Source organism: Psychrobacter sp. H25 (assembly GCF_059076335.1).
The window spans coordinates 1,200,526-1,219,362 of record NZ_JCACRV010000001.1; the positions used below are offsets into that span (position 1 = coordinate 1,200,526).

The following is an 18,837-nucleotide window of genomic DNA, read 5'->3' on the forward strand; positions in this document are numbered from 1 at the left end:
AGACATAAAAAACTTATCTTACTCTACTTAATTATTAGTCGAAGGCGCAACCCAACCCCTCACATCAATCTTACCCGTAACGGCGGCAGATATTAGAGCCGTACGACGTTCTTGCATAAGTTGGATAGCTTGTTCTGCATTATCTATTAAGTCATTAAACTTACTTTTCATTTTTTCAATGTGTTCAACAATCCCTTGCTGCTCGCTTATAGGCGGTAAGCCAAACTGGAAATTATTAAGAAACTCTGACGGTACTCTTCTTAATCCACCTGCACCTGTCATAGCTCCTGCACCAAGCTGCATAAACACACTTTCTTGCAAGCGGTAAAGTAGAAATTGATTTAATCCTTCTGCCTCAGTACGTAAGACATATATCTCTGAAGAACCGAAGCCAATACCATTAACCAAATTAGCTGCAATAGCCATATTTTGGTTTTCAAAGCATGGGGTTACTTTAGCAATTAGTACGTCACCATCTTCAAAATAGGTATAACCCTGATATACGTCTTTAATTTGTCGTGTTTCATCAAGTATAAGGGTATCAAGCTTTAATTTTTCCATTGGAATAAAACTACACCTCTCTTCCAACCTTGATAAAATCCCAGATTTACTTGGTGTTAGCTCAGCGACATATTTTATTCTTGTGATATTCCAATGCTCAGGCACTTCCCCTAACCACTCAACACCCGAATCTTTCATCAGCGCATCAGGATTCAAGCCTTTGGTCACCGCATGACTAATCACGGCTTGGCGCTTTTCTTTTAGTAGTGTGATGAGTGTTTGCTGTTTATCAATAAGGGTGTCAATTTGTGCGGTTTCGTAGTCGAGAAACTTTAATATATTTTCTTGCTCATCCATCGGCGCTAAAGGAATATAGGCTCCTTTAATATCATCCCAGCCTATAGCAGCTCTATGCGCTAATATCCCATTTCCAAAAGTTGCTAAATGCTTTTGAAAAGCTGAGTTTTCGAATACTCTTAGACCATATCTATTGAGCAAAACATCTTTCTTTGCTTCAAGAACTATATAAACAGAACTACACACTCCGTCATACGGAGACATTCCATAGGAACCTATTGAGTAATTCATACTATTAATAACTAACTGGCCTTTACGCACTATCTTACATTTAGAAAGATCTTCAGGCTTTTTATTTCCAACATCACCTTTATCTTCATAACGTATCACACCAATATTAGCCATTAATGAAAGATAATTCTGTATCTTTGCATTTTCATTTTTTTCGACAATATGCTCAACAATAGAGCGACAAGGAACAAGCTTCCAGTGGCTTGGAAACTCCTCAATCCAATTTACGTCTGTCTTGGTATAACTCGCATATTTAGGTAAAGTCTGCATTACGAATGCACCTCACCCAACAACTGCATAATCTCACGACTGACCGCATCCAAGTCCGCATCGATATCGACTAGCGCGCGCGGCGGCTCATACACATAGAAGTGACGGTTAAACGGTATCTCAAAGCCCACAATGCCAATCTCTTCATCGATGGCATCTGTCTTATCGGCATTTATCCACGCATCAGGCACATGTGGCTGCACTTCACGGGCAAAGTAACTCTCAATCAGCTCAGTCGTCGTCACCTCAGGATTGAGCGGTACGTTTTCATAATCACGTAGATCGCTGTCTGTTTGGAACTCAACTATTTTGGCTGGCTTGTCTGAATTAGTCGGCTGATAGCTAAACGCACCATAGAGTGGACTTTCAACCTTGAGCGCTTTTTTGATGACAGGTTCTGCTTCAGGGTTTTTCCACGTGATGGCATCCATCAGCTGCTTTTTCTCTTTGGTATCAAGATTCACATCAGCGTCTTTTAACGCTTGTTTGAACACTTTTTCAAACTCGTTGAAGTCATCGAATTGGTTTTCACCAATAGCCGCTTGCAGAGCTTTGGCTTTATTCATGATCTCAAGCTGATCTCGCCATACTTTAGAGTCAAGCACGTCTTTGATTTGCTTTTCTTTTAGCTCGGAGAAGTCAGCCTTAATCATGGCACGTGCCTCTAACGTGACCGCTGATAAATCACCATAGCTGTCAGTCGTCCACTCACTACCAAATGCCTCGTACAGCGCTGGCATGACTATATCAAACGGTTTAGAGGCATAGCGCAAGGTTTCGATGGCATCATCAGATAACTGAGCAGACAGACGTAGCGGGCGCTCAATCGTGATGCGACGATAGCCAAACTCATGAGTGGCAAATATCTTACTGGCAAAGGTCTTGGCAGGCTCAGTTTTTGGGTTGGCAGACTGGCGACCACGGTTAGACTTCACTTCCTCTGGCTTATCTAGCACACGCGCATCAACCACTTCAAAGTCACCAAAGCTGCGGGTAATGGTCTTGATGTCGTCATCATTCATCTCATTACGCTTAGAGCCAAGTGATTTACGCATCTTGCTGTATAGGTTGCTTCCGTCAATCAATTGCACTTTGCCGCGACGCTCAGGGGCTTTCTTATTGCTTAATATCCAGATGTAGGTCGCAATGCCCGTGTTATAAAACATATCATTTGGCAAGGCGATGATGGCCTCTAACAAGTCGGCCTCAAGGATATAACGGCGAATCTCACTTTCCCCGCTGCCCGCGCCGCCTGTAAATAATGGTGAACCATTTAAGATGATACCGATACGGCTGCCTTGGTTGCTGTTTTGAGTGCTGCTGTTCTCTGCATCTTTGGCATTATCAGTAATCGGGCGCATCTTGCTAATCAGATGCATCAAGAACAATAGCGAGCCATCAGACACGCGCGGCAAGCCCGCCCCAAAACGACCATCAAAGCCTTTTTGCTCGTGCTCATCTTTGATCTCACCTGATATCTTTTTCCAGTCCACCCCAAACGGCGGGTTCGATAGCATGTAGTCAAACTTCTCAGCGACCAGCTGATCACTAGACAAGGTATTACCCAGCTTGATGTTATTCACCTCTTGCCCTTTAATCAGCATATCGGCTTTACAGATGGCATAAGACTCAGGGTTTAGCTCTTGCCCATAGGTACGCATCACCGCGTCAGGGTTTAGCTCTAGCACGTATTCCATACCCGAGGATAAGAAGCCGCCCGTACCTGCCGTCGGGTCATAAATGGTGCGAATGATACCGTCTTTGGTCAGCGCGTCATCATCTTCCATAAACACCAGTGAAGTGGTTAGGCGCACAATATCGCGCGGGGTAAAGTGTTCCCCTGCGGTCTCGTTCGAGCTCTCAGCAAAGCGGCGAATCAGCTCTTCAAACACAAAGCCCATTTCATGATTGGATATCGCCTCAGGGCTAAGATCCGTAGTGGCAAACATCCGCACTACTTTATATAGCAGGTTGGCATCAGCCAATTGACCGACAAACTCTTCAAATTTAAAGTGCTCAAATATCTCACGCGCGTCTTTTGAGAATGATTGCACATAGGTATTCAAGTTATCCTTGATATCGCTTTGACCCATCTTGCTAAGATCCATTGGCGAGGTATTATAAAAAGGTCGCTTGCTGGCACGTATCAAGAACTTCTCTTGCGCTTCCTCAGGCAGACCCATATCAGCGATACGCTGGTTTTCTGCAACGACAGCGGCTTTGGTCTCTTCTAACACACACTCTAGGCGGCGCAGTAGCGTGAATGGCAAGATGATGCGGCCGTATTGCGATTGTTTAAAGTCACCGCGTAATAGATCAGCGACAGACCAGATGAAAGCCGCTGTTTGAGAGAAGTTTTTGGTCATGAGTTCGTCTTATTGTTTGTTGGGCAAGGATATGAGTTGTAGATTGTCTATCAGAGATGAGGCAATACTCATCTTAGACAAAATACAACCATCATAAGGGTATTCGACATTACTCGGCAAGTGTGAATGTGAGATTTATCGGAATAGTAATATATTTAGTTATGCAATACTTTGACGGGCCAAAGCTTCCCGACAAATTAACCCCATGCAAACAAAATACAAGTTTATTTTAGTATCAGTAGATAGTGGGAAATACGATAAGGCTAAAATACTGGAAACTGACGATAATCAGGAAACTTTTCCTGTCAGTTTTAGAAACCTATAAAGTGGAAACAGCTATACGCACAAAGGCGTGAGGACGGAAACTTAACAGCGATAGGAAACTTATTTAGAGAAACAACGCACCAAGAAACCAAAAGTTAAGCACCAAAAAATACGTTTTCGTCTTTGGTTCCATAGTCGCAAATCTATATCTATACAGGTTTACATCGGAACCAAGCAAGCACCAACGCACCAAAAAACAGGAGAATTAGAAACGGTTGGAAGCAAAATAACACCACTTATAGGAAGAAAAGCAGTATCAACAAATTATAGTCACAGACGCGCTATAGCTGGCAAGTATCTTAAGACCCATCAGGCACGATGCAATAAAACGCATTATAAACGCATTATAAACGCATTATAAACGCATGCATAAACTGGCTAAATTTAAGTAATCACAATCACAATGCGCGTTATTTGCACGATAAACGCTCGGTTTACGCTTAGGATAAGCACGACTTTTGCATAAGAGTTTAATCAGTAAGTAACGAGATACGCGCAAGATTGAGCGCATCTACTTAGCATACCCACCAATTGAGGTTATCCTCTTTGTCTTTAATCCATAACTGGATTTATCTTTGAGCCGATATTTTACTAGGCATAGCAACAAAGTATAGTTTTGCATAGTTAGAATGCGAGCAAGGCGCAAAGAAAACGCAATACATATGCACGATATTTGCGCCTATTTTGCAAGGCTTAAAAAGCTATTAATCAAGCGCGTGCAATCATCAGCAATTTAACCCCATGAAAGAAAGTTGCAAGTAGGAAATAGTATTCCTAAGTTGCTGGCACGTTCAATGTCTTGGATTAACCTTACGCCCCTATTGTGTTAAGCAACCCAATTATTTAATCAGCTTTATTTATTGAATTTATCTATAAATAAGCCCCAAGCAAAATCTACTGGGCACCGTACTGGGCACCAATATTAATAATGCTTGTAAAAAACCCTTATAAATCAAAATCTTGCACACAAAGAAAAGCCCCGAACCTAGGGCGATTGGTTCAGGGCTTTGACGCTTCATATTATTGTTATTATCTCTCTTCCATGTTGACTCATCCTGAGTCATAAACAGTAACATATAAGACAGCGGGCTGACCTGTTCTTTTATTGGTACCGTCTCAACACTGCATCCTTGCGTATCCTTGTGTTGATGGAGGTATTATAGGACAATCAATGTAGTACGAATAGAAGCTAAAGACCTTATTTGACGTAAGCATATGCTTACGTTACGACAGCACCGGTTACGCCTACCTGCAATATCGATTATTAAGCAAAATTGCGCTGCTCTTCTCTATGCTCATCTGATACTTTTTTGCCTTCTTTTTTGCCCTCTTCTATCTTATGGTCTGCTTCTTCAACATCCTCTGCTTCGGCAGTAGGTGCATTGCCCTCTTGGTTACTAGTCTCCTCTGGCTCGTATTGCAGAGTGGTCATTACAGGAAAATGATCCGACCCTATCGACGGCATACGCTTGATATCGACGACCGTAAAACAAGCACTGTGAAAGATATGGTCTAAAGCCCAGCGTAAAAACGGGTATTTGACATGAAAAGTATTGATAAAATGTCGACCAATACGAGGATCTAGTAGACCCGAGATACGCTGAAAACGTCGCGTTGTTTTTGACCATGCCACATCGTTGAGATCACCGGCCAATATCGCCGTTTGGTTATTTTCTTTAATGTGTTTGCCAACCATGAGTAACTCAGCATCACGCGTGGTTGATTTATCAGCTTCAGTTGGACTAGGCGGCATAGGATGTAAGCAATATAACCAAATCACCCGTCCGCCCTGCAGACGCAGCTGAGTATGAACAGAAGGTATGTCATCGATCATCAGATACTTAACCTCAGGATCTATCAGCTCAAGCTTAGAATACAGATGCATACCATATAGGTTGTCGAGTGGTACCTTAACCGTATAAGGATAATCAGATTCAATTTGGTGCAATGCTTTTTCCCACTTTTTATCACTCTCTAACGTGATTAAAATATCAGGCTGCTTTTGTCCAACCAAATCAACCAGTTTTTGCGTCTCATCATTAGGTGTCAGTACGTTTGATACCATAATTTTTAAGTGATGGACTTTTCCTTCTGGCTTATCTTTTGCTTTTTGGACTTCCTTTTTCCATAGCTTGGTATAAGGCAGGACCATTCTCAGCTGAAAGGCTAAAGTAATACTAAGTATAACGAACAGCACCCATTGACCCAGCTCCCACTCTGAAAAAAACACGATCATCCCCAGCCAAGCAATAATACCAAGCACCATGATCTGAATACGTGGAAACTCAACACCGCGCACCCACCAGTTATCAAGCGGTATCCAGCCCCAGATCGTAACAAATGCGATGAATCCTGCTAGCCACTGTAGGCCATAATATAATAGTGAGAGATCCATAGTATGTACTAACCATTTATTGAGAGGATGATAGAGTCAATGTTGTCAGATATCATTTGTTCAATGACAAAGCGTATTGTAATCGTAGCCCTAATTTGACCGAACTGGCGTTAGGTAATGATACTAGAAGCTTACTTTATCATCTCATAAGATTTTCGCCTACAAGTGAGTCGTAATTATAGGACAACTGTCATAAAAACTTACAATGTCAGACCCTTTAGTATAATAAGGATATGTAAATGCACTAACATTCGGAGCGTTACTCTGTGATACTAGAAACGAATAGATGTTTCAGTAATTCTGAATAGTGATAACCTAAAGTTATGGTAAGCATATTTAATAGTGTATAGAAAATGACCAAATAATAGCCAAAACGCCTTGCTTTTTTGTGCCATTCACGGCATTGTTATCGGTTGATGACGCAACAAATAATTGTAAATAGGATTGAATTTCATGAGTAATTTAACAGTAGGCTTGGTAGGCTGGCGCGGTATGGTAGGGTCAGTATTGATACAACGTATGCAAGAAGAGAATGACTTCAACGGTATCACGCCTGTGTTTTTTTCGACCAGCAATGCGGGTGGCGATGCACCAAAATTTGATGGTATTGAGACCGGTCAATTAAAAGATGCTCATGATATTGACGCACTCGCTGCTTGTGACGTGGTTATTACCTGTCAAGGTGGTGACTATACCTCAAAAGTTCATCAACCACTGCGTGATAGCGGTTGGAGTGGCTACTGGATTGATGCGGCAAGTACCCTACGTATGAAAGATAAGAGCATCATCATTCTTGATCCCGTCAATCGCAGTGTCATTGACGATGCCCTAACTAGTGGCAAAAAAGACTTTATCGGTGGTAACTGTACCGTATCATTGATGCTGATGGCCATCGGTGAGCTGTTTAATAAAGGCTGGGTTGAATGGGTCAGCGCAATGACGTATCAAGCCGCTAGTGGCTCTGGTGCCAATAACATGCGCGAGCTGATTTCAGGCATGGGTGTCTTGCATGACGCTGTGCAAGATGAGCTGGCCAATCCTGCAAGCGCCATTCTTGATATTGATAAAAAAATTGCTCAAACCCAGCGCTCTAAAGACTTTCCTACGCAGTACTTTGGTGTGCCACTTGCAGGTAGCTTGATCCCTTATATCGATGTTCAGTTAGAAAACAAGCAGTCCAAAGAAGAGTGGAAAGGCGGTGTTGAAACCAACAAGATTTTGGGCAATGATGACGCAAGCACCATTCCTATCGATGGTATGTGTGTACGTGTGGGCGCCATGCGCTGCCATGCACAGGGCCTAACGATCAAGCTTAAAAAAGACATTCCACTAGAAGAGATCGAAGCGGCGCTCAAGAACAGTGGCAACGAATGGTTGGACTTAGTCGAAGATGACAAAGAAGCGACTATGAATCGCTTAACGCCAGTGGCAGTAACTGGGACACTAACTGTTGCGCTAGGTCGCCTACGCAAGCTGAATATGGGCCCTGAATATTTAGGCGCATTTACTGTTGGTGATCAACTACTGTGGGGCGCAGCAGAGCCATTACGCCGTATGCTTAACATCATTCGTGAGCAAAACAGCTAAACCAATTAGCTAAAAAATCAGACATAAAAAAGACAGCAATGGCTGTCTTTTTTGATTAATGATCGAGATAATAGGGAAAAATAGTAATATTCATTTGGAACCCAGTAGAACAACTACTTTTGCTCATAAGCGATCATGACTTCATTGCGGCGCAAGAACGGTAGTGTCCATGGTTCATCATAGCGTGCCAACTCAGGATCACCGGTAGGCGTTAGATTTTTGCTTTGCATCCAATCCTGTAGCTCTTGTGTCTTTTTATCTACTTTTTCGCTTCCAGTAAATCCTGAAAATTTAATCACACCGTACGTTTGTGCAGGTACTTCTACAATTTCAACGTCTGGGTTGTTTGGCTTAGGCAATGTTTGCATCGTATATTTGCTAGGCATCGTAAATTGTACGCGCCATTTCCCGTCATCTTGTTGCATACTGACTGGTGCGGTCATCGCTATTTTTTGTGAGTCGCTACCCCCATCATTGTTATTAGGCTGCATGGTGACGGGTGCTGTCATGCTGATCTTACTACTGCCACCTGTTGGTGCGGTATTGTTACCAAAAATATAGTCTGCGAGTACTTTGAACCCTGCACGACTTGCCGCGCGCTGGTCACCGCTCACCCACGTCTGTGCTACGAGCTGTTCATCATAGCGACGTAGTTCAAAATCGCCTGTTTGTGCCAATAACGTGTACTCAGGCTCTTCTACATCAGCCGCCATCCCCCCTTTCGATATCAACAATAATCCGCCTGCTAATAATAAATACCCTGTCTTTTTCATATTATTTTCCTAGTTTTTTAAAGTATGGTTTCTTAAATTTTAATTTTTTAACATATAGCCTAATGACGCTAAATGCCTCACCAGTATGATTGATACTTTATCAATGACGACTCGTACTGTCTGTGTCTTTTGAGGTATGGTCTGTGTTTTTTGGTTATGACAAAGTGACCATAGCCAATGTTATTGAGTACCGCGTCCACCGTATATGGATAGCACTCAATATCTATGTCCAAAAAATTAACCAACAATGCTATAATTAGCGCCATTTTCATAGCTTACATAGCGGTTATCATATGCAATTTGTCTTACATAAAACGGCCAGCGGTGACACGCGTGCACGCCGTGGTACGGTTCATCTCAATCATGGCGATGTGCAAACGCCTGCTTTTATGCCTGTTGGTACTTATGGTACGGTCAAAGGTATGCTGCCACGTGACATCGAAGCCATCGGTGCTGATATTATTCTAGGCAATACTTTTCATCTTTGGCTACGTCCGGGTACTGAGGTGATTGATAAATTTGGTGGTTTGCATAAGTTCATGCATTGGGACAAACCTATCTTGACCGATTCTGGCGGTTTTCAGGTATTTAGCTTGGGCGCCATGCGTAAGATTACCGAAGAAGGCGTCAATTTTAAATCGCCTATCGACGGTGCCAAGGTGTTCCTCTCTCCAGAAAAATCGATGCAGATCCAGTACAGCTTGAATTCAGATATCGTCATGCAGTTCGATGAATGTACGCCTTACCCAGCGACTCACGAAGCAGCAAAAAAATCTCTGGAGTTATCATTACGTTGGGGACAGCGCTGTATTGATGAGCACAACAGGCTGGGCAGTACCAATGCCTTGTTTGGTATCGTACAGGGTAGTATGTATCCTGATCTACGTCAGCAATCCCTTGAGGGTCTGCTAGAGATTGGCTTTGATGGTTATGCTATTGGCGGTCTATCCGTTGGTGAACCCAAAGAAGAGATGATCGATGTCCTAGACTACCTCCCTGATGATATGCCAGCAGACAAACCGCGCTATCTTATGGGTGTTGGTAAGCCTGAGGATCTGGTTGAAGGCGTACGCCGCGGCGTAGATATGTTTGACTGCGTTATGCCTACTCGTAACGCGCGTAATGGTCATTACTTTGTGACGGGCGATGCAGACAATGCTGGTGTGGTACGTATCCGTAATAGCCAGTATCGCAATGACGAAGGTCCATTAGATCCAGAGTGCGATTGCTATACTTGTCAGAACTTTAGCCGTGCTTATTTGTATCATCTGAACAAGTGCAAAGAGATGCTAGGAGCTCAATTGGCAACTATTCATAACTTGCGCTACTATCAGCGTTTGATGCAAGGGATTAGAGATGCCATTGAACAAGATCAGTTCGATGAGTTTGTTAATGAGTTCTATAGTAAACGTGGACAAACCGTGCCTGAGCTGAACTTACGTTAGTCTGTTGCAAGCATTACTGATAGCTTTGATTGTTGATAGCTTCATCGTTAAACATAGAAAAAGGGCTTAAGAATTATCTTAAGCCCTTTTTGCTGTGCGCTATTTTAACATTAGATGATTTAGTAATGCTAAATCACTATTAATATTAGCCCATTAGCGACGTTACAAATACCACCACAACAGCGATTGGGGCAATGAATTTTGCAACGATCTGCCAAAGCTGCCATGTGCCATTAGATAAACCAAGCTCTTGCTGGATAGCACGTTGATCCATCTTCCAACCAACGAATAAAATAGCAGCAAGACCAGTCAGAGGTAATAGGAACTTACTGGTAAGCTTATCAAGTGCATCAAAGATACCATTACCCATGATAGTAAAGTCCGACCATAGGTTGAACGATAGCAATGCAGCAATACCTAATAGCCAGATTACCGTACTTGCAACGATAGTCGATACAGTACGACTCATCGAGGTACGCTCTTCTAATAACTCAACGGTTGGCTCAAGTAGTGAGATAGATGAAGTGATAGCAGCAAAGGTGATAAGCAAGAAGAACAATGCACCAATAATAGTACCTGCACTCATGCTACCAAAAGCAATCGGTAGACTAACAAAGATAAGACCAGGACCTGCAGCAGGGTCTAAACCATTACTAAAGATAATTGGGAAGATGGCTAGACCAGCAGCCAACGCAATAACGGTATCTAAAATAACAACCGTACGTGCTGTTTTTAGTAAGTTCACTTCACGGCCTAAGTACGAACCATAAGCAACCATGATACCCATACCAATCGATAGTGTGAAGAACGCATGACCTAGTGCTGCCAGCATAACGTCAGCTGTCAGTTTGCTAAGGTCTGGCGTGAATAGATAAGCCACTGCCTCACCAAAACCACCATTCATCACGTTATAACCAACGATAACGAACAAGATAACACCCAACAATGGCATTAAGATCTTAGCTGTTTTTTCGATACCACTTGTGACGCCAATACCAACGATGACCGCGGTTAAGATCATAAATACGGTATGCCAAATCGTCAATGTACCCGCTGATGCGAGCATAGCATCGAAGGTTGCAGCGACAGAATCGCTGTCTTGACCCACAAAGCTACCTGTTGAGATTTTTGTAATATAGTTAAGTGCCCAGCCACCAATGACACTATAAAACGATAGAATCAAAAAGCCACCCAAGATACCAGTAGCACCAACGATGCTCCAGCTACGTGACTTGCCTTCACTAGCAGCGACATCTGCAAAAGTGTTGACTGGGTTTTTTTGTCCACGGCGACCAACTAGCCACTCAGCAACCAGTATAGGAAAACCAACCAGAGCGATACAGAATAAATAAGCAATAACGAAAGCTGAACCACCACTTTCACCTACCATGTATGGAAACTTCCAAATATTTCCTAGACCTACTGCTGAGCCTACTGCTGCCAGTACAAAGCCAAAACTCGAGCTCCACTGTGCATGTTCTTGTTTGTTGATAGCCATTTTTTCCGTCCTCGTGCTCAAATTAACGTCACTGATAATCATCCTTGATCACCACAAATAGCCAGTACCACTACCGAACTATTCAGTAAACACTTCGATGTGAAGCGCCCAGTAACATTAAGAAAGAATTGTTTACAATATCGTAAACGCTCAGTTTCTGCTAAGCGACTAAAAAAGTCAAGTATTCATAAATATAAAAAGCCATAACAATTGGTTATGGCTTTTGGCGCTATTATCTTTTATTAATAACCTTTTGGCAAATTAAAAAATATAAAATGGCATCATAGGTTAGTAGTCATAATACCCTTTTAGCGCACCACACCGCGGCGACTGTTTTGTAGTGAATCGATAAGGAGCTGTATTTTTGGCTCTTGAGGCAGTAGCTCATTGTTAAGCGTTTCGAGCGCTTGTACCGTCGTCAAACCTGACCTAAAAATCACACGGTACGCTTGACGGAGTGCGTTAATAGTCTCTTTCGACCAGCCTTTACGGCGCATTCCCTCAACATTCATACCATGGGTTTTGGCTGGATTGCCAGACACCATAGTAAAGGCAGCCACATCTTTTAGAATCAAGCTGGCCCCGCCCACTAAACTATAATCATCTACCGTGCAAAACTGGTGGATACCTGAGTTACCACCTATAATTGTGTGATTACCGATGGACACATGACCTGCTACTCCGACGTTATTTGCCAGTACATTATGATCACCAATCACGCAGTCATGCGCCACATGAGTATTGACCATCAGTAGATTGTGGCACCCTATTTTAGTCAGCCCGCCATCCTGAGCAGTCCCGCGATGTAAGCTGCACGCTTCGCGAATGGTATTATGATCGCCAATCTCAAGCCAAGTGCGCTCTCCTGCATATTTCAGATCTTGTGGATCTTCACCAACACTTGCAAACTGATAAAACTGATTGTGCGCACCGATACGTGTTAGCCGAGTCACTACTACGTGGCGATGCAGTACCGTATGTGCGCCGATGGACACCTCATCACCAACGATACAATAAGGACCAATAATGGCAGTCTCATCAATCTGCGCAGATGGGGAGATGAGTGCTGTGGGATGAATCTGACTCATAGTGTGAACCCTTGTATCATTTAATACGAGTAAATAGTAAGCCAAATACAACCCATCTAGCCTCATTAATGATGCTAATACTAGGCTGTATTGTTAAATATACCTGCTAATTATAATTGTAATGGTCGGTTTGATATCACTTTTTATGCACTTTTATTGAATACGCACTTTTTCGCTTATGCATCTTTGATTTTTTGCTGCTCTTGGCGTGCAATCATAATTTGCGCACTGGCAGCAAGCTCATCTTCAACATGTACTGTACAATCAAACTTATAAATACCATGACGTTGCATGACTGTTTTTGCACGAATGATGAGTTGATCACCTGGAATGACACGACGCTTAAAGCGCACTTTGTCTACGCCTGCAAACAGGTAAAGATAACCATCTTCTGCGGTCAAACCAGCACTAATAAACCCAAGCACGCCTGAAACCTGTGCCATTGACTCTACCATCAGTACCCCTGGCATGATCGGCTCATCAGGAAAGTGACCATTAAAAAACTCTTCATTGATCGTCACGTTCTTGATACCCGTGATGCACTCACCAGGTGTACAAGCGACAATTCTATCTACCAACATAAAAGGATAACGATGTGGCAAATAATGCTTAATCGTCTGGTACGTTAGTGGCAGCTTGAGACCTTGTTCAGCCAAGCTTTTGATATCTTCATCAGTTGGGATATCTATGTTGTTGCTGCTCATAATGCCGCTTCCTTGCTGTATTTTGAATATTGATTGATTGTGTAGATTAATTGCGACCAAGCTGACGAAAGCGTACTGCTGCACGTCGCCAGTTAGCAGTTGGCATCGCAGCGGTGCCAGAAGAATATGAACCAGCAGTTTTTATGGATTTGGTGACCATCGTCATACCAGACAATACGACATCGTCTGTAATTTCGATGTGGCCTGTAATACCAACAGCACCGCCAATAATGCAGCGCTTGCCAATGGTAGTACTACCTGCAATACCCGTATGGGCGGCAATAGCTGTACCATCGCCGATACGCACATTATGAGCAACCTGTACTAGGTTATCAATAATAACATGGTTGCCAATGATCGTATCGTCAATAGCGCCGCGATCGATACAAGTCTGGCTACCAATACGCACGTGATTACCAATGACCACACGGCCTAATTGAGCAATACGCTCCCAACCCGAGGTACTAGGATCTGAGGTAGGTGCAAACCCAAAGCCTTCAGCACCTACGCTCACCCCTGTATGTAGTCTAACGTGGCTGCCAATAACGCAATCATGGCCGATAACGACTTGTGGCTTGATGACACAATCCGTACCGATCTTAGTATGTGCTTCGACGACCACATGAGACTCTAGCGAGCTACGTGACCCTACCTGTACATGCTCACCAATCACACAAAAAGGACCGATAGTAACCTCATCGCCAATAATGGCACTATCAGCAATGACAGCACTGGGATGAATTCCTTTGGACGATAGCTTACGAGCAAACAGCTGACTGGCGCTGGCATAAGCCAAGTATGGATTTGATACTACCAATGCTACGGCTGATGCAGGCACTTGATCCCGATACGAGTCTGTAACTAGAACGGCACCTGCTTGGCTAGTAGACAAGCTAGAGATGTAGTTAGGGTCTGCTAGAAAACTGAGCTGTTGCTCACTAGCAGTGGTTAGACTGCCAACGCTGACAAATGGTCGACATAACTGATCAGCATCCAGATCAGCCTTATTGATAATAGGCTGCCGCTGCTCGATCCGAGTGATAAGTTGCTCAATCGTTATCATAATGACTATTAATAGAATATAGGTGTATATAAAACGGTCGTCAAAACACATTGTTATTTTGACGACCTACTGGAAACTAATGACATTCTAACCTATTCAAATAAACATAAGCGCGGTTAGATAGATTTTATTAGTAATCTAGAATGTATTACCGATCTGGAACTGAACTTTTTCAGTCTCATCACCTTCTTTGTCATTGAAAGGCACCGCGTAACTGAGTGAGATTGGACCAATTGGCGTATACCACGTCACACCGGCACCAGCACTAAAGCGGAATTCATTGTCTTGCGTTAATAGAGGTACATCTGAATCATTAAAGGTTCTGTCTTCTTTATCAGAGGTATCAAAGACCTGACCACCTTCAGCAAATAGCACTGGACGTACTTGATCTGCCCAATCGCCTTTGAATGGCATCGGTAAAATCAGCTCGCTACCAAAAGTAACTAATGCATTACCACCAACCTCTTCTGCTAAAAAGGTTTGGTTATCTGGATCATTAATAGCATCAAAATAAACTTGTGACTTAGGCCCTAATGTCGACGACTCATAACCACGTACTGAGCCATAACCACCCGCGTAGAAGTTTTCGTAAAAAGGCAAATCGTTACCATAGCCAAGCTTGGTGTAACCACGTGCGACTACATCTTTATATAGCGGATAATATACGTTGCCGCTATACACAAGTTTTTGATAATTTGCGTCGCCCAAACCGATAGTGGCATCGACACTATGGCTCATACCTTTAGTTGGAAATACTGGACGATCTAGCGTACTGTAGTCCCAACCAAGTAATAAGTTATAGGTTTGATAGTCATTTCTGAATGTCGAAACGCCATCATCGTCTTCGTCAAATGTTTGTGTACCACCATCATCAAGAATTTCTTGAGCATTTGAGATACCTAGGAAGCGACCGCCACGTACTTTTGTGTTGTCAACATTGAGACCTGCACTAACACGCTTGGTTTCATCAACAGGATAGCTATAATTTAGCGTTGCACCATATGAGTCTGTCACATAGTTACTGACGTTGTCATCATCATACTTGGTCTTACGATAGTAGGCACTAACACCCTGCGAGACGCCATTTTCTGTAAAATACGGATCGGTATAGCCCAAGCTATAAGAGTCACGTGTCTCTGAGCGAGAAAGTGCCGCTTTGACGCGGTTACCTGTACCCATAAAGTTATTTTGGGTCAAATCTAACTGGAAGGTCACACCGCCACTCTGAGAGTAACCCGCTGCAATCGTTGAGCTACCAGAAGGCTGCTCTTCTACCGTGTAGCTAACATCTACCTGATCTGGCTGATTAGGCACTGGCTTTACATCGACATTGACCGCTTTAAAAAAACCTGTACGCATAAGGCGTGTGCGTGACAATTGGATCTTTTCGCTAGACGCAAGCGCCCCTTCTAGCTGGCGCATTTCACGGCGCAGCACTTCGTCTTGTGTTTTTAGATTGCCTGTAAAGTTAATACGGCGAACATAAATAGGACGTGCAGGATCAATATAGTAGTCTACATCAACCATTTTGGTATCGTCATTAATACGTGGTACTGGTCTGACTTGGGCTAGATAATACCCTTCGTTACCATAGCGTCTTTTGAGCGCGGCAGTAGTGGCATCTAATTTGGCTTGTGAGTACTTTTCATTAGGTGCAAAAGTAACCAGCTCATTCAATTCATTGTTATCAAAAGTAGGTTTGCCTAAGAAATTGGTTTCACCAAACTGGTATTGTTCACCTTCAGTCAGACTGACTTCAATAAACACACTCTGCTTGTCTTCACTGATATTTAGTACCGCATTATCTACTGCAAAACGTACATAACCATCATTCTGGTACAGCGCCTTTAAATTCTCTAAACTGGCGGCCAGTTTTTCTTGTGCATATCGGTCAGACTTTGAGAGCAAACGTGTCCATGACGATTCTTTTACCGCAAAGACGTCTTTAATTTCTTCATCGCTAAAGTGTTTGTTACCGATCACATTGATATCGACCACTTTGGCAGGCTTGCCTTCGATAAAGCGCACATCAAGTTTGACGCGATTGCCATCGAGTACCGTCTGATCTACTTCGATATTGCTGTTGTAATATCCTTGACTGATATACTGCTGTTGTAACTCATTAGCTACGCCTTGTAGCGTTGACTGCTTTAGTACATCACCAACTGACAAACCAGCATTGCCAAGGCCTTGCTCAAGACCTTCTTTTGGAATGAGTTTGTTGCCCTCAAAGTTTACCTCAGCAATGGTTGGACGCTCAACCACGTCGAACCTTAGATTGCCGCCTTCGACACGGCTCTGGATATCAGCAAAATTTTCGGTCGCATATAGTGCCTTGATACTGGCAGCCAAGCTACTGTCATTTACCGTATCTCCTACCGTAATAGGTAGGACCGGATAGAGGCTATCAGGGGTTAGGCGTTGCAAACCATTGAAACCGATGTCAGTGACTACAAATTCTGCAGCCTGTACTGGCATACTCATCATTGCTACAACTAACGGCAACCCAGCCGCGCTCATAAATAAAGGCGTACGCATAAACACTATCCGTCAATAAAAAACTTGCTAAAGTTAAGTTAAAAAGTATATGTTATCTAGCCCGTTTTGCATGAAGTTGCAACTCCATACATGGCTGACTCAGAACACTTTATATAAAATGCATCACAAAATAAACTAAAAATTACGATTAGTACAGAGGCTGCGACACAAAATATCTTGCGTATCATAGCAACAATCAGTAGATAAGAGTCACTAAACCATTAGTATATCGTGGTTTATCAAATATATTACGAATTAATCGATTAAAACAGCCTACTGATGTCATTACCAATTGCTAACACCATGAAACCTGCCAGTAAGAGTAAGCCGATGTTTAACCCAACCATTTGCACCCCTTCAGAGAGTGGTTTACCACGAATTAGCTCAATAAAATGATAAACAATATGACCACCATCCAATACTGGAATGGGTAAAAGATTCAATACCGCCAGACTTAAACTAATGAGTGCGGCAGTCGATAGTACCATCTGCCAACTGATATCGAAGCTTTGTTTGGCAACTTTGGCAATGGTAATCGGACCTGATAGGTTATCTAGACCAATCATTCCTGAGAGCATTTTGCCCATAGAGTCTACCGTCATCACAGCGAGCTGTTCAGTCTTCTCGAACGACTTGACCAAAGACTCACCAGGGCCATAGACCACGGTGGTTTTGTAAGCATCAGGGATCACGATCTCAGTTTGGTCTACCATAGCACCAATTTGTCCATAGTCGTTGCCCATGTTGTCCTTTTTCCCTTGCGGCATGATCTGTAGCTGAATAGTCTTATCATCACGCAACACAGTGAACTCAAGTAATACCTCAGGATTATCACGAATGATACGCGTGGCGCTGATCCAGTCTTTGATTGCTTCGTTATTGATGGCTGTAATACGATCGCCTACTTGTAGACCTTGACGACTGGCGGCGCCATCAGGAGCCAAACCGCCAACAATCGGCGCAATCTGTGGCTGCCACGGCAACATCCCAAAGCTGGTCAACGCATCTTTACCCTGTGCTTCACCCTGCATAAATTGGGTGACGGGAGCTTGATAGGTTTGGGTCGACTGATTGGCTTGGGTATCCGACTGTAGGGTGATGCTCACATTGTCCGTCTCACCCATACGCCCTGCAAGACGATAGTTGATACCTTCCCACGTCTGTACATCGTGTCCGTCAATCGCAACAATCTTATCACCGACAGGTAACTGAGCCATTGCCGCAGGCGTATCTGGCAGTACCTGCCCAATCTTAGTAGCCAATTGCTCAGATGGTGTCATGAAGAGCACCCAAAAAAGTCCAATGGCAATGATAAAATTCATGATGGGACCGGCAGCAACAATCGCAATTTTTTTGAGTGGATGCTGATGATTAAATGCCAAATGCTGCTCATCTTTTGCGACATTGCCTTCACGCTCATCAAGCATTTTGACATAACCGCCCAGTGGTAAGGCCGAGATACGATAGTCGATACCGCTTTTTTTACTGGTCCAACCAAACAGTTTAGGACCAAAACCGATAGAGTATGTTAATACTTTGACACCGCACATCCGTGCCACAATATAGTGCCCCCACTCGTGCAAAGCGATGAGTGGACCTAAGACAAATATTGCTGCAAGAAGCGTTAGTAAAAACGTCATGATCTTTTCTCAGTAGGGTTCTTAGCATCTTTTATTAACATTGACATATTTTATCAG

General features: G+C 43.2%; 12 protein-coding genes. 2 read left to right on the plus strand and 10 right to left on the minus strand.

The genetic code is table 11. The features are described 5' to 3' along the window. Positions 1-27: 27 nt before the first annotated feature. The 3 genes from AC5JPO_RS04660 to AC5JPO_RS04670 form a co-directional block, all read right to left on the minus strand. A complete protein-coding gene (locus AC5JPO_RS04660) occupies positions 28-1,359 on the minus strand; it encodes a restriction endonuclease subunit S (RefSeq protein ID WP_493853415.1) in 1,332 nt (443 codons plus the stop codon). Next, complete coding sequence (locus tag AC5JPO_RS04665) at positions 1,359-3,725, minus strand: type I restriction-modification system subunit M (protein ID WP_493853416.1); 2,367 nt, start codon at positions 3,723-3,725, stop codon at positions 1,359-1,361. Before AC5JPO_RS04665 ends, AC5JPO_RS04660 begins: the two co-directional genes overlap by 1 nt. A gap of 1,588 nt (positions 3,726-5,313) precedes the next feature. After that, positions 5,314-6,444, minus strand: a complete 1,131-nt coding sequence (locus AC5JPO_RS04670; RefSeq protein ID WP_493852556.1) for an endonuclease/exonuclease/phosphatase family protein — start codon at positions 6,442-6,444, stop codon at positions 5,314-5,316. A 453-nt stretch (positions 6,445-6,897) separates the two neighbouring features. Between AC5JPO_RS04670 and asd the strand changes: the two genes are divergently transcribed. After that, positions 6,898-8,031 (plus strand): aspartate-semialdehyde dehydrogenase, encoded by a 1,134-nt coding sequence (gene asd / locus AC5JPO_RS04675; RefSeq protein ID WP_493852555.1) that lies wholly within the window; start codon positions 6,898-6,900, stop codon positions 8,029-8,031. Positions 8,032-8,144: 113 nt separating this feature from the next. On the opposite strand, the gene AC5JPO_RS04680 is transcribed toward asd, so the two are convergent. Beyond that, the gene (locus tag AC5JPO_RS04680; protein WP_493852554.1) at positions 8,145-8,804 is read right to left on the minus strand and encodes an SOUL family heme-binding protein; all 660 of its coding nucleotides are present in this window, start codon (positions 8,802-8,804) and stop codon (positions 8,145-8,147) included. Between the two features lie 293 nt (positions 8,805-9,097). Here AC5JPO_RS04680 and tgt point away from each other — a divergent pair, with 293 nt between their 5' ends. Further along, the gene (gene tgt, locus AC5JPO_RS04685) at positions 9,098-10,249 is read left to right on the plus strand and encodes a tRNA guanosine(34) transglycosylase Tgt (RefSeq protein WP_493852553.1); all 1,152 of its coding nucleotides are present in this window, start codon (positions 9,098-9,100) and stop codon (positions 10,247-10,249) included. A 145-nt stretch (positions 10,250-10,394) separates the two neighbouring features. Here tgt and AC5JPO_RS04690 read toward each other — a convergent pair whose 3' ends face one another. The 6 genes from AC5JPO_RS04690 to rseP all read right to left on the minus strand — a co-directional run bounded on the left by AC5JPO_RS04690 (position 10,395) and on the right by rseP (position 18,780). Then, a complete protein-coding gene (locus AC5JPO_RS04690; RefSeq protein ID WP_319050054.1) occupies positions 10,395-11,747 on the minus strand; it encodes a sodium-dependent transporter in 1,353 nt (450 codons plus the stop codon). 308 nt (positions 11,748-12,055) lie between these two features. Continuing rightward, a complete protein-coding gene (gene lpxA / locus AC5JPO_RS04695) occupies positions 12,056-12,835 on the minus strand; it encodes an acyl-ACP--UDP-N-acetylglucosamine O-acyltransferase (protein WP_319050053.1) in 780 nt (259 codons plus the stop codon). A 176-nt stretch (positions 12,836-13,011) separates the two neighbouring features. Then, positions 13,012-13,539 (minus strand): 3-hydroxyacyl-ACP dehydratase FabZ, encoded by a 528-nt coding sequence (fabZ, locus tag AC5JPO_RS04700; protein ID WP_319050051.1) that lies wholly within the window; start codon positions 13,537-13,539, stop codon positions 13,012-13,014. 46 nt (positions 13,540-13,585) lie between these two features. Then, positions 13,586-14,602, minus strand: coding sequence for a UDP-3-O-(3-hydroxymyristoyl)glucosamine N-acyltransferase (lpxD, locus tag AC5JPO_RS04705; RefSeq protein ID WP_493852552.1), 1,017 nt, complete (start codon positions 14,600-14,602; stop codon positions 13,586-13,588). Positions 14,603-14,740: 138 nt separating this feature from the next. Continuing rightward, entirely contained in the window at positions 14,741-17,140 is a 2,400-nt protein-coding gene (gene bamA, locus AC5JPO_RS04710) for an outer membrane protein assembly factor BamA (protein ID WP_493852551.1), read from the minus strand. Positions 17,141-17,403: 263 nt separating this feature from the next. After that, positions 17,404-18,780, minus strand: a complete 1,377-nt coding sequence (gene rseP, locus AC5JPO_RS04715) for an RIP metalloprotease RseP (RefSeq protein ID WP_493852550.1) — start codon at positions 18,778-18,780, stop codon at positions 17,404-17,406. Between the last annotated feature and the right edge of the window lie 57 nt (positions 18,781-18,837).